Genomic DNA, 12,164 nt, shown 5'->3' with positions numbered 1-12,164 from the left:
GGAATGAATGACGAGACAAATAAGCGATGAGCTGATTTTTTTTGAGTCAGTTAGTACACACTATCGCTGAGAACGTTATAAATATTGAATACGGCATGTGAATAAATTGTTTTAATTAGGTATCCGTATTGATCAAAATCTGGCGCTTACCCCCATGGTGTAAAGATAGTCACTGGTATTCGCGCTATTTTCCGCCTGCGAAAGCGCCGCATAGGCCGCCATATGAGGGTTCAGCAACATGTCTGCGCCCACGGTCATATCCAGCCAGTTATTCTCCTGGCTCGTTGCTGTCATACGACTTAACCCCGATTGCGCTTTCCAGATATTTTCCCCAAATTGCTGGTTGTAGCTAATTTGCGCCCAGGGCCTCACGTCGCCAAACTGCGAATTAACTCGCCAGCCTAGCGTACTGACACTGGCATGCCACAAGGGATCGGTCAGCGTTTGCGTCGTCACGCTGTCGCCAAATTCGTTGTACGCCGTGGTGGGCGAACCGTCGTAATGCAGGGCTGCAATGGGCCCTGTGGTGACCCGCTCCGAAACGGGAATGTTCCAGCCCATGCTCATGCCGCTGGTTGACTCTATCGGCGATTCATCCGCCATACTGACCACCAGCCCAGGCGAATGCTGAGCAGCGCTAATACGTTCTGCCAAAATATCGTTATAACTTGGTTGGTGATCGCTATCCCATGTATAACGTTCTGTCGTATGACCCGAAACGGCATCGACGATATATTCTTGCTGCCAGGCATAAGCTGTGTTGATGTAAAACGAACAGACTACTACGCTCGCCGTCACGCATAACGCCCGGCGACCACTGCATTTTTTTATAATCATCAATGCGACTCCAGAGAAGAGCCGAATTCGGCGATATTATTGTCATTGTGTGAAGGATACCGGGCAACTTAGCCCTGTATTAAATATTGTCTTTTTAGCTGGCGCGTCAAGGCGAGCCGAATGAAATATTTACGCGAGTCAAAAGCGAGGAAGAATATGCAGCGTTGCGGCTGGGTCAGTCAGGATCCCCTTTACATTGCTTATCACGACAAGGAATGGGGCGTCCCCGAAACCAATGGCAAAAATCTGTTCGAAATGATTTGCCTGGAAGGGCAACAGGCCGGGTTGTCCTGGATAACCGTGTTGAAAAAGCGTGAGAACTATCGCGCGAATTTTTATCAGTTTGATCCCGTTCGCGTAGCGGCCATGCAGGAAGAGGACGTTGAACGCTTACTCCTGGATGCTGGCATCATTCGCCATCGTGGAAAAATTCAGGCCATCATCGGCAATGCCCGGGCTTACCTTGCGATGGAGCAAAACGGTGAACCTTTTGCCGATTTTGTCTGGTCATTTGTTGATAACCCGCCACAGGTGACGCGTGCCGCCGAACTGAGTGAGATCCCCACATCCACCCCCGCCTCCGATGCGCTCTCTAAGGCGTTAAAAAAACGTGGGTTTAAGTTTGTCGGAACCACTATCTGCTACTCCTTTATGCAGGCGTGCGGACTGGTCAATGACCATGTGACCGGCTGTTTTTGCCATCCGGGAGAACCTCATGATTCGCGAGTCTCAGAGTAACGATATGGCGTCACTACTGGCGCTATGGATGAAGAGCACCGTTTACGCCCACCCGTTCATTGAAGCGCGCTACTGGCAGGAGAGCGAGGATATTGTGCGGGATGTCTATTTGCCTGCTGCGCAAACCTGGGTATGGGAAGAAGACGGCATTCTGAAAGGTTTCGCCAGCATCATGGAGGCGAGATTTCTGGGCGCGCTGTTTGTCGCGCCAGAGGCCATCAGAAGCGGGATCGGCAAAGCGCTGGTTCAGTTCGTTCAACAGCGCTTTCCGGTTCTCAGTCTGGAGGTCTACCAGAAAAATCAGTCTGCCGTGAATTTCTACCATGCGATGGGTTTTCGTATTGAAGACAGCGCATGGCAGGAAGAGACCCAGCATCCGACCTGGATCATGAGCTGGCGGGCGGATCAAACGCCGTAAGCGTCAACGCCGGGCCGGTGTACTTCTCCACCCGTGCCAGTGCGGTGTTGCCTGCACAACCATTCCCCAGCCGCGAGCTGGGGAGATCTTTGGTTAACACGTTGACCGCGCCATTTTTGCACATTCCCCCCGCGGTATTCTCCAGGTCTGGCCACGCACCTTCGTGAATACACATAACGCCAGGCTTAATCCCCTCCGTCACCACCGCACCCGCAAGGATTTGTCCACGCTGATTCCAGACCCGCACCGTATCGCCATCGGCAATGCCCCGCGCCTGAGCATCCCGTGGATGCAGTGTGATCGGCTCGCGACCGGCCACCGCGTACTGCTCGCGGAGTGAGCTGTAGTTGAGCTGGCTGTGTAAGCGATGCGCCGGATGCGCAGACAAAACCTGCAGTTGATCCGCTTCAGCGTTACCGTGCCATTCGTCCGGCACCAGCCACGTCGGATGCCCTGGACAATCGGCATAACCGTAACCAGCAATTCGCTGGCAGAAGATCTCTATTTTGCCGCTGTCTGTTTTTAGCGGATAAGCCTTGGGATCACGACGAAAATCGGCGAAGCGAATAAACTGCGCATTGGCCGGGTGTTCCGCCATTTCAATAAGGGAATTCTCCGCCCAAAACGACGCAAACGGCGGCAGCGTCACCTGCTGGCTGGCACCGCGTTTCCCGGCAATGTTGTAAAACGTCTCCAGCCACTCCAGCTCGCTTTTTCCTTCGGTGAAACGCGCATAGCCGCCCGCTTCCCAGCGCTCGCACAGCGCAGCAAACACATCAAAATCATTACGTGCTTCATCACGCGGCGGCACAACCTGCTTCATGGGCACCAGGTGCTGATTGCTGTAATCCCCGGTCATGGTTAAATCGTTGCGTTCATAGGAGGTCGTGGCTGGCAACACAATATCCGCGTGCTTTGCCGCCGCCGTCCAGAAACATTCGGAGATAACCACCAGCTCTGGCTTTTGCCAGGCCTGAATCAGGCGATTCGTGTCCTGGTGATGGGTAAAGTTCGCCCCGCCCGCCCACCAGACAAAGCGAATGTCCGGGAAATGGCGATCCATACCGTTATGCTGGTAAAACCCGCCGGGATTCTCAAGCGCTTCGACAATGCGCGCTACCGGAATTTTATCCACCGCATCGGTGCCACCCTTGAGGCTCCCTTGCATGGAAGCCAGTACCGCCGCGCGTCGCGTCGGGTTGCCGCCATTGGCAAAGTGATAAGACAGACCAAAACCGCCGCCGGGCGTGCCAATTTGCCCAAGCATGGCGGCAAGCGTGACGATCATCCAGTGTTTTTGCTCGCCAAATTGCTGGCGCTGCATACCCCAACCGGCCATCAGCATAGTGGTGTTTTGATGAAAAATTGCTGCCAGTTCGCGAATTTTCGCTGCCGATAAACCACAAATTTCTGCTGCCCACTCCGCCGTCTTCGCTGTCCCGTCGCTCACGCCCAGCAGGTAATCAGCGAAGCGCTCGTATCCGGTCGTACAGCGCGCCAGAAAGGCTTCATCATGCCAGCCATTTTCGACCAGCGTATGCGCAATACCCAGCATCAGTGCGACATCCGTGCCCATATGCGGAGCGATCCACTCCATTTTGTCGCCAAAGAAATCGACGCTTTCCGATCGCATAGGATCGATGCAGATCAGTCGTTTACCGCTTTTACGCAGGGCATCAAAATAGGCGATGCCTTGTTCATCCGACGCATTCCACGCAATTTTAAGCGTATTCAGCGGGTTAGCGCTCCACAACACCACTACATCGCTGTGTTCCAGAATCATCGGCCAACTGGTTTGCTGCTGATAGACCTCATTGCCACCGACCACATACGGCATAATGGCCTGCGCCGCGCCGGTAGAATAATCTCCCAGATGTCCCGTATACCCGCCAGCAAGCGCCATATACCGCTGCAACAACGTCGCCGCTTTGTGAAGTACGCCGTTCGAGCGCCAGCCGTACGAACCCGCGAAAATCGACGCCGGGCCATGGTTGTCGCGAATGCGTTTGTGCTGCGCGTGAATCAGATCCAGCGCCTCATCCCAGCTCACGCGGACAAATTCATCCTGTCCACGCACGCCCTGCGGGCATTCTGGCGAGGCGAGGAATCCTTTACGCACCATCGGGAAACGAACCCGGGTTTTACTGTGTACCTGATCGCGCACGACGGTTTGCAGCGAGTTTGGATGTGGCGTAGGTAATGCTCCACGGGACGAAAAGACGGTGTTACCATCCGTCTCGACCAGAACGGGTCCCCAGTGAGCAGCGGTGAGTACTGAATAGCGTGATGATACGTTGGACAAGTGAGACGCTCCTGCAGGTGTGGCGGCTTTTTTATTGTTCCGTTCAATGTTACTTACAAATTTCAGAGTCTTCCCTGGAATTTTCTTCATGTTCACGCGTCATAATCAATCGCCACGGTCGCTGTGGTAAAGAATAAAAAGTCATTAAGGAATTAAGATGAAGAAACGTGTATTTGTGATTGCTGCCATTGTGAGCGGCGCCCTGGCGGTATCAGGCTGCACAACAAACCCTTACACCGGCGAGCGCGAAGCGGGTAAAGCCGGTATTGGCGCAGGTATTGGTACGCTGGTTGGTGCTGGCGTCGGCGCCCTCTCCTCATCCAAAAAGGATCGCGGTAAAGGCGCACTGATTGGCGCCGCGGCGGGCGCTGCATTAGGTGGCGGTATTGGCTACTACATGGACGCGCAAGAAGCAAAACTTCGCGAGAAAATGCAGGGAACAGGCGTGAGTGTGACCCGTAGTGGCGATAACATCATCCTGAATATGCCAAACAACGTGACCTTCGACAGCAGCAGCGCCAACCTGAAACCAGCGGGTGCCAATACCCTGACAGGCGTCGCGATGGTACTGAAAGAGTACAATAAAACGGCAGTCAACGTCCTTGGTTACACCGACAGCACCGGTAGCCAGGATCTGAACATGCGTCTGTCGCAACAGCGCGCAGACTCGGTGGCCAGTTCGCTAATCACCCAGGGTGTTGAAGCTAACCGTATCCGCACCAGCGGTATGGGCCCGGCAAACCCAATTGCCAGCAACAGCACCGCAGAAGGCAAAGCGCAGAACCGCCGCGTCGAAATCACCTTAAGCCCGATTCAGTAATTTCTGTTGCCGGAAAACGACGCGCCAGCGTCCAGTCCGGCCTCGGGTAGATATACGCAAGCCCGGTAAGCGTCGTGCTGCCGGGCAAAATACTTGATTAGCCAAATTTTCGCGCTAAGGTGTTCACTCTTTCAGGCGAGGGAATCTCCATGGCAACATCAGCGCGCCCCACTATCAGCGACGTAGCAAAAGCCGCAAAAACAGGTAAGACCAGCATTTCGCGTTATCTTAATGGCGAAAAGCATCTGCTGTCCGACGCGCTGCTGGCTCGCATTGAAAAAGCCATTGCCGAACTCGACTATCGCCCCAGCCTGATGGCCAGAGGTCTGAAGCGTGGCCGCACCCGACTGATTGGCCTGATCATCGCCGACATTACCAATCCCTATTCTGTAAACGTATTGAGCGGTATTGAAGCGGCATGTCGCGAAAAAGGCTTCACCCCGCTGGTCTGCAATACCAACAACGAAGTGGATCAGGAGTTGCATTATCTTGACCTTCTGCGCAGCTATCAGGTGGAAGGAATTGTGGTTAATGCGGTCGGCATGCGTGAAGAAGGGCTGAATCGCCTGCAACAATCCGCGCTCCCGATGGTACTCATCGACCGAAAAATCCCCGACTTCGCTTGCGATGTTGTCGGACTGGATAACACTCAGGCGGCGACCACCGCCACCGAACATCTCATTGAACAGGGCTTTGAAGCGCTGCTGTTTCTCAGCGAGCCGCTGGGCATGGTCAATACGCGCCGCGAACGTCTGAGCGCATTCCACGCGACGCTGGCGCGTTATCCCGGCGTGGTTGCCGAAAGCGCCGAAGTCCCCCTGGCGGAAAATAGCCAACTGGATAATACCTTGCGCCAGTTCCATCAACAGCACCGGGGCATGCGTAAAGCCGTTATCTCCGCCAATGGAGCGCTAACGTTGCAGGTTGCCCGATCGCTCAAACGTATTGGCCTTAACTGGGGCAGCGACATCGGTCTGCTCGGCTTCGACGAGCTGGAATGGGCAGAGCTGGCTGGCGTAGGTATCACCACCCTGAAACAACCGACCTGGCAGATTGGTTTTGCGGCCGTCGAACAGGTGGTGCGCCGGATTGAAGGCGGGTCGGGAGCTATCCACGAACAGGTATTCTCTGGCGAGCTGATCGTCCGCGGTTCCACCGCCCGTTAATTAACCTTCGTGATGCCGATCATAATTTCGCGATCCTGAACTTTTCTTTGGAACCGGTTCCATCTAGCGTATTAAAAAGAGCGTTAGATTTGGAGTTACCATGCAGAGAAAAATTATGGTGGTCACTGCCGCCTATGGTTATGACCCTATCCGTGCAGCAGGCGGACAAGCCGCGATTCTGCCCGTGATTGCTGAAGCCGGAGCAGACGGTGTCGAGATCCGTCGTGAAATGTTGACCCCGGCCGAGCTGAAAGCACTGCCAACACTGGCTTCCGCTATTGAAATTTTTGGTCTTCTGACCTGTTACTCCGCACCGGAACCGTTGTTTCTTGAAGACGGAACGCTCAATCCGCTTCTGCCAGACCTGCTCAACGAAGCCCAACACCTGCAAGCGCTGTGGCTAAAAGTCTCACTGGGCCATTTTACGCGCCTGGAAGAACCTGGCCGCCTACAGGAATGGCTGGAAAACAGTGGAATGGCCCTGGTGGTGGAAAACGATCAAACTGTCTGTGGGCAACTTCGTCCAATGCAGCAGTTTAATGCGGCGTGCCAGGCGCTGAACCTGCCTATCTCGCTCACCTTCGATATGGGTAACTGGTTATGGGTGGGCGACTCGCCGGAGGAGGCTGCACGTCTGCTGTCACCCGCCGTTGGCTATATCCATGTCAAAGCCGCCGAGCCTTATCGGGACAGTTTTCGCGCTATCGCACCAGATGTGGGCGATCCCCGCTGGCTGGCGCTGTTAAGCGCACTGCCTGCTGATGTGCCGCGCGGTATTGAGTTCCCACTGGAAGGACACGATTTAACGGCCGTAACCCGCCGCTATGTCGATTTGTTACGTAAGGAGTAACGCATGAAAAATGCTCTGGATGTCATCACCATTGGCGAAGCGATGGCGATGTTTGTCGCGACTCAGCCGGGTGATTTGGCAGATGTCGATTGCTTTATTAAACGTGTTGCAGGTGCCGAGCTTAACGTGGCAACCGGTCTTGCACGCCTTGGACTGAACGTGGGCTGGGTGAGTCGCGTCGGCAATGACAGTTTTGGCCGCTTTGTTCTGAACTCGCTGCAAAAAGAAGGGATTGATGCGCGATGCGTCACCCTTGATGAACATCACGCAACCGGTTTTCAGCTCAAATCTAAAATCGAAAATGGAACCGATCCCATAGTGGAATATTTCCGCAAAGGATCGGCCGCCAGCCGCCTCAGCCCCGAAGACTATAACGATGCGTACTTCTCCAGCGCCCGCCATCTTCATCTCAGCGGCGTGGCGGCGGCGCTGTCCACAAGCTCATACGCGCTGCTGGCACATACCGCTCGCACGATGAAAGCCCAGGGCAAAACACTCTCTTTTGACCCGAACCTACGTCCGGTGCTGTGGCACAGCGAGGCGGAGATGGTGGAAAAACTCAATCATCTCGCTTTCCAGGCTGACTGGGTGTTACCGGGCTTAAAAGAAGGCGTGATCTTAACCGGACAGCAGACACCGGAAGGCATCGCCGATTTCTACCTTCGTCGCGGCGTGAAAGCCGTGGTGGTGAAAACCGGCGCTGACGGCGCCTGGTATAAAACCGCCAAAGGCGAGCAAGGCTGTGTTGCCCCGGTAAAAGTCGACAATGTTGTCGATACGGTTGGCGCTGGTGATGGCTTTGCGGTAGGGGTCATCAGCGCCCTGCTGGAAGGACGCACGCTGCATCAGGCCGTCACCCGGGGCAATAAGATTGGCGCACTGGCCATTCAGGTTCAGGGCGACAGCGAAGGATTACCCACACGTGAACAATTAGGGGAATAACCCCAGACCCTTCTCTGCACCCTACACCGCAGAGGCGTCAGAACCTGAACCAAAGAGGCAGGCCTATGAACAGCTCAACAAATGCAGCAAAACGTTGGTGGTACATCATGCCCATCGTGTTTATCACGTACAGCCTGGCGTACCTTGATCGCGCGAATTTTAGTTTCGCATCCGCCGCAGGGATTAACGAAGACCTTGGCATCACGAAGGGGATCTCCTCCCTGCTGGGTGCCCTTTTCTTCCTCGGTTATTTCTTTTTCCAGATACCGGGCGCGCTCTACGCTGAACGTCGCAGCGTACGCAAACTGATTTTTGTCTGCCTCATTTTATGGGGCGGATGCGCGTCACTTACCGGGATGGTCAGCAACATTCCCATGCTTGCCGCTATTCGCTTTATTCTGGGCGTGGTGGAAGCCGCCGTCATGCCTGCCATGCTGATTTATATCAGCAACTGGTTTACCAAATCCGAGCGTTCACGCGCTAACACCTTCCTGATCCTCGGCAACCCGGTCACCGTGCTGTGGATGTCCGTGGTTTCCGGCTACCTGATCCAGGCGCTCGGCTGGCGTGAAATGTTCATTATTGAAGGTTTCCCGGCGATCATTTGGGCGTTTTGCTGGTGGGTGCTGGTGAAAGATAAGCCGTCCCAGGTGGGTTGGTTAACAGAATCTGAAAAAGCCGCACTCCAGGCACAACTGGAAAAAGAGCAACAGGGCATAAAAGCCGTGCGCAACTACAGTGAGGCCTTCCGTTCACGAAATGTCATTCTGCTGTGTATGCAATATTTCACCTGGAGTATTGGGGTTTACGGTTTCGTACTGTGGCTACCGTCAATTATCCGCAGCGGCGGCGCAAATCTAGGGATGGTGGAAGTCGGCTGGCTTTCGTCTGTGCCCTATTTGGCAGCCACCGCAGCCATGATCCTTGCTTCCTGGGCATCCGATAAACTCCAGAACCGTAAGCTGTTTGTCTGGCCATTGCTGCTGATTGCCGCCTTTGCCTTTATCGGCTCCTGGGCCGTAGGTGCAAACCATTTCTGGGTTTCTTATACCCTGTTGGTCATTGCGGGCGCAGCAATGTATGCGCCATATGGCCCCTTCTTCGCCATCATTCCCGAAATGCTGCCACGTAACGTTGCCGGTGGCGCAATGGCGCTGATCAACAGCATGGGCGCGCTGGGTTCGTTCTTCGGTTCGTGGTTTGTAGGCTATCTCAATGGCGCAACCGGCAGTCCTTCCGCCTCTTACATGTTTATGGGAGTGGCGCTTTTTACCTCAGTATGGCTAACTTTAATCGTTAAACCCGCTAATAATCATCAGTTGCCGGTTGGCGCACGCCACGCGTAAATTTTAACTCACGGAGATTCGCATGAAGCCGTCCATTATTCTCTACAAAGCGTTGCCTGACGATTTACTGCATCGCCTGGAAGCACACTTCACCGTGACTCAGGTGCCAAACCTGCGTCCGGAGACGGTAGAACAACACGCCACAGCCTTTGCCGCCGCAGAAGGTCTGTTGGGCTCCAGTGAAACCGTCAACGGCACATTGCTGGAGAAGATGCCGAAACTGCGTGCAACATCCACCATCTCAGTAGGCTATGACAATTTTGATGTGGATGCCCTGAATGCGCGCAATGTCCTGCTGATGCACACGCCCACCGTGCTGACAGAAACCGTTGCCGATACGGTGATGGCGCTGATCCTGAGCACGGCACGTCGCGTGGTGGACGTCGCAGAGCGCGTGAAGGCGGGCGAATGGACGAAGAGTATTGGCCCGGAGTGGTTTGGTACCGATGTTCACCACAAAACAGTGGGGATCGTTGGCATGGGCCGCATTGGTCTGGCACTCGCGCAGCGTGCCCATTTCGGTTTTAACATGCCGGTTCTCTATAACGCACGCCGCCATCACCAGGAGGCGGAGGATCGTTTTAACGCGCGCTATTGCGACCTCGACACGCTGTTACAGGAATCTGATTTTGTTTGCCTGATCCTGCCGCTAACGGAAGAAACACATCACCTGTTTGGCGCAGCGCAATTTGCCAAAATGAAGTCTTCCGCCATTTTCATCAACGCAGGGCGCGGCCCGGTTGTCGATGAAAACGCACTGATTGCCGCCCTGCAAAACGGCGTGATTCACGCAGCAGGCCTGGATGTGTTCGAGCAAGAGCCGTTGCCGGTAGATTCACCGTTATTGTCTCTGTCGAACGTGGTAGCAGTGCCGCACATCGGATCGGCGACCCATGAAACGCGCTATAACATGGCCGCCTGCGCCGTGGATAATTTAATCGATGCGCTGCAAGGCAAGGTAGAGAAGAATTGCGTTAACCCGCAAGTTGCGAGGTCGTGATAAAAAAAGAGGCGAATCGCTCGCCTCTTTTTCGAATCAACGGTTTCAATGCCCGATCCCCTCGGGCATTCATCGTTTATTCGGTCGCGTTCACCGCAGCCGTCCAGGCCTGAGTAAATGCCTGATGCTGGGATGCCAGCGGGCCAATCAGCGTGTTGTACTGGCTGGCTTGTTGAGAGGTAGGGAACTGAATGCCGTTCGCCACAAAGCTCACCTGTGCTTCTTGCTGCGCCACAAAATCGCCGACCTGTACCAGTTGCTGCGTAAAAATTTGCGCGGCGGGGATCAGCGGCTGCAACGCATCTGCCGGTGCGGTAACGACTTTGCTGTAAACCTTATCGAAAACAGGTTTCAGATCGTCAGCCTGTTTCAGCGCGCTATGCGCAGCATCTGCCTGCAATTTTGCGTTCTGCAATTGCTGGGCAAGCACACCTAACGAACCATTTGCCTGACGCAGCGGTTCACGTTGGGTTAAGTAATCCTGAGGAACGCGGATTGTATTGACGCTATCAACGACCGGGCGCAGACCCGCATCCATCGCCTGATTTACCTGCTGCGAAAAGCCATACAGAACGGCGTAATCAGAAACAAAGGGACCAAACTGTTTTTTCTGATCGGCGGTCAGCGTCGGTAAACGTTCCCCGCTACGCATTGCAGTATTCTGCAGGAAATCGATAAACGCTTTGCGCTGATCGCCTTCTTTATCAAAACACCCGCTCAGGCTAACTACCATTAATAACGCCACAACAGGCGCAAACCAGCGAGAGCAGGACTTACCTGTCGCCATTTTAATACTCCTTTCACCCATAAATGCGCACAACGACACCCGCGTGCCTGACGCTGACAAGGATAGTCCAGGTCAGGCTTGCAAGATACCCTTTCCACGTAATCTTGTAGCGGAAAATAACAGAAGTGAAGGCGGCAATACAACGAGACGCGAAAAGCGGATTCTGCGCGGCCAGTAACCCGCTTCCCACCCCACCTTCGCGATATAGTAAGAATTTCGTAATCTTTACAAATATTGCTGATACTGTGCATATATCGACCGATATCAGGCCATTAGAAAACGACCGATCCGCACCGGACTTTTGCTGAAACGAATCCACTTCGGAATAACAACCGGCGTCTTTCTCCCCGCCCTATTTTTCCCGACTATTCTTAATGAGCTTCGATGAAATTCACGATCCCGCTGTGTGATTTATAGGAGTTATCAATGGAATATAAAGATCCCATGTCTGAGCTACTGATCAGCCTGGAACAGATTGTTTTTAAAGATGAATATCAAAAGATGACCCTGACGCATAAGCCCAGTCCCTTCACCGAATTTGAACAACTGCGAAGAGGAACCGGGTTGCAAACAGATGAGTTCGCCAAAGCGTTGGGCGTGACAGTTGCCACGGTGCAAGAGTGGGAGTCAAAACGCGTAAAACCTTCTGCCACCGAGTTAAAACTGATGCGTCTCATCCAGGCGAACCCGAGATTAAGTCAGCAATTGATGGAGTAAGCGACCGACGAACGCCCTCATTTAACGGTCCTGCACCGGGACCGTTTCCCGATTAGTTTCCGAAAGGAGAAAATAATAGTTGCATCGATACGCGTTACATGAGTTAATGCACTCAACGGTTTGACGTACAGACCATTAAAGCAGTTTAGTAAGGTAGTCCCCTTCAAGAGTTATCGCTGATACCCCTCGTAGTGCGCATTTCCTTAACGCTTAAAAAATCTGTAAAGCACGCCATATCGCC

At 53.9% G+C, this 12,164-nt stretch carries 12 protein-coding genes; 9 read left to right on the top strand and 3 right to left on the bottom strand.

Annotated features, from left to right (window positions below):
- Positions 1-132 precede the first annotated feature (132 nt).
- Positions 133-837 carry an autotransporter domain-containing protein gene (locus tag ACO7SM_RS00730; RefSeq protein ID WP_490469317.1) on the bottom strand — a complete coding sequence of 235 codons (705 nt, stop codon included), beginning with the start codon at positions 835-837 and terminating at the stop codon, positions 133-135.
- Positions 838-993: 156 nt separating this feature from the next.
- Between ACO7SM_RS00730 and tag the strand changes: the two genes are divergently transcribed.
- Together tag and ACO7SM_RS00720 are read left to right on the top strand one after the other, a co-directional pair.
- The gene (tag, locus tag ACO7SM_RS00725; protein ID WP_490471011.1) at positions 994-1,575 is read left to right on the top strand and encodes a DNA-3-methyladenine glycosylase I; all 582 of its coding nucleotides are present in this window, start codon (positions 994-996) and stop codon (positions 1,573-1,575) included.
- Positions 1,553-1,993 carry an N-acetyltransferase gene (locus tag ACO7SM_RS00720; RefSeq protein WP_490469316.1) on the top strand — a complete coding sequence of 147 codons (441 nt, stop codon included), beginning with the start codon at positions 1,553-1,555 and terminating at the stop codon, positions 1,991-1,993. Before tag ends, ACO7SM_RS00720 begins: the two co-directional genes overlap by 23 nt.
- Here the strand turns inward: ACO7SM_RS00720 and ACO7SM_RS00715 are convergent.
- A complete protein-coding gene (locus ACO7SM_RS00715) occupies positions 1,962-4,295 on the bottom strand; it encodes a molybdopterin guanine dinucleotide-containing S/N-oxide reductase (RefSeq protein WP_490469315.1) in 2,334 nt (777 codons plus the stop codon). The two genes, ACO7SM_RS00720 and ACO7SM_RS00715, sit on opposite strands and share 32 nt — an antisense overlap.
- Positions 4,296-4,452: 157 nt before the next feature.
- Between ACO7SM_RS00715 and ACO7SM_RS00710 the strand changes: the two genes are divergently transcribed.
- From ACO7SM_RS00710 to ghrB, 6 genes are all read left to right on the top strand, one after another.
- Positions 4,453-5,115: an OmpA family lipoprotein gene (locus tag ACO7SM_RS00710; protein ID WP_203359625.1), complete on the top strand. Its 663-nt coding sequence runs from the start codon at positions 4,453-4,455 to the stop codon at positions 5,113-5,115.
- Positions 5,116-5,264: 149 nt separating this feature from the next.
- Positions 5,265-6,281 (top strand): LacI family DNA-binding transcriptional regulator, encoded by a 1,017-nt coding sequence (locus ACO7SM_RS00705; protein WP_490469314.1) that lies wholly within the window; start codon positions 5,265-5,267, stop codon positions 6,279-6,281.
- A gap of 100 nt (positions 6,282-6,381) precedes the next feature.
- The gene (locus tag ACO7SM_RS00700; protein WP_490469313.1) at positions 6,382-7,131 is read left to right on the top strand and encodes a sugar phosphate isomerase/epimerase family protein; all 750 of its coding nucleotides are present in this window, start codon (positions 6,382-6,384) and stop codon (positions 7,129-7,131) included.
- Between the two features lie 3 nt (positions 7,132-7,134).
- On the top strand, positions 7,135-8,073 hold the full coding sequence (locus ACO7SM_RS00695) for a sugar kinase (protein ID WP_490469312.1): 939 nt from the start codon (positions 7,135-7,137) through the stop codon (positions 8,071-8,073).
- Positions 8,074-8,138: 65 nt separating this feature from the next.
- Entirely contained in the window at positions 8,139-9,419 is a 1,281-nt protein-coding gene (locus tag ACO7SM_RS00690; RefSeq protein WP_490469311.1) for an MFS transporter, read from the top strand.
- 22 nt (positions 9,420-9,441) lie between these two features.
- Positions 9,442-10,419 (top strand): glyoxylate/hydroxypyruvate reductase GhrB, encoded by a 978-nt coding sequence (gene ghrB, locus ACO7SM_RS00685; protein ID WP_490469310.1) that lies wholly within the window; start codon positions 9,442-9,444, stop codon positions 10,417-10,419.
- A 76-nt stretch (positions 10,420-10,495) separates the two neighbouring features.
- On the opposite strand, the gene ACO7SM_RS00680 is transcribed toward ghrB, so the two are convergent.
- A complete protein-coding gene (locus tag ACO7SM_RS00680) occupies positions 10,496-11,206 on the bottom strand; it encodes a DUF3053 domain-containing protein (protein ID WP_490469309.1) in 711 nt (236 codons plus the stop codon).
- Positions 11,207-11,632: 426 nt separating this feature from the next.
- On the opposite strand from ACO7SM_RS00680, the gene ACO7SM_RS00675 reads away from it, so the two are divergent.
- Complete coding sequence (locus tag ACO7SM_RS00675) at positions 11,633-11,923, top strand: HTH-type transcriptional regulator (RefSeq protein WP_490469308.1); 291 nt, start codon at positions 11,633-11,635, stop codon at positions 11,921-11,923.
- Positions 11,924-12,164 lie beyond the last annotated feature (241 nt).

The sequence above is a fragment of the Citrobacter sp. LJND-P06 genome (assembly GCF_058188415.1).
This window is presented reverse-complemented; position numbering and strand designations above follow the sequence as displayed.

Coding starts and splice junctions, on each gene's coding strand:
- ACO7SM_RS00730 (WP_490469317.1), bottom strand. CDS start 837: ATGATTATAAAAAAATGCAGTGGTCGCCGGGCGTTATGCGTGACGGCG.
- tag (WP_490471011.1), top strand. CDS start 994: ATGCAGCGTTGCGGCTGGGTCAGTCAGGATCCCCTTTACATTGCTTAT.
- ACO7SM_RS00720 (WP_490469316.1), top strand. CDS start 1,553: ATGATTCGCGAGTCTCAGAGTAACGATATGGCGTCACTACTGGCGCTA.
- ACO7SM_RS00710 (WP_203359625.1), top strand. CDS start 4,453: ATGAAGAAACGTGTATTTGTGATTGCTGCCATTGTGAGCGGCGCCCTG.
- ACO7SM_RS00705 (WP_490469314.1), top strand. CDS start 5,265: ATGGCAACATCAGCGCGCCCCACTATCAGCGACGTAGCAAAAGCCGCA.
- ACO7SM_RS00700 (WP_490469313.1), top strand. CDS start 6,382: ATGCAGAGAAAAATTATGGTGGTCACTGCCGCCTATGGTTATGACCCT.
- ACO7SM_RS00695 (WP_490469312.1), top strand. CDS start 7,135: ATGAAAAATGCTCTGGATGTCATCACCATTGGCGAAGCGATGGCGATG.
- ACO7SM_RS00690 (WP_490469311.1), top strand. CDS start 8,139: ATGAACAGCTCAACAAATGCAGCAAAACGTTGGTGGTACATCATGCCC.
- ghrB (WP_490469310.1), top strand. CDS start 9,442: ATGAAGCCGTCCATTATTCTCTACAAAGCGTTGCCTGACGATTTACTG.
- ACO7SM_RS00680 (WP_490469309.1), bottom strand. CDS start 11,206: ATGGCGACAGGTAAGTCCTGCTCTCGCTGGTTTGCGCCTGTTGTGGCG.
- ACO7SM_RS00675 (WP_490469308.1), top strand. CDS start 11,633: ATGGAATATAAAGATCCCATGTCTGAGCTACTGATCAGCCTGGAACAG.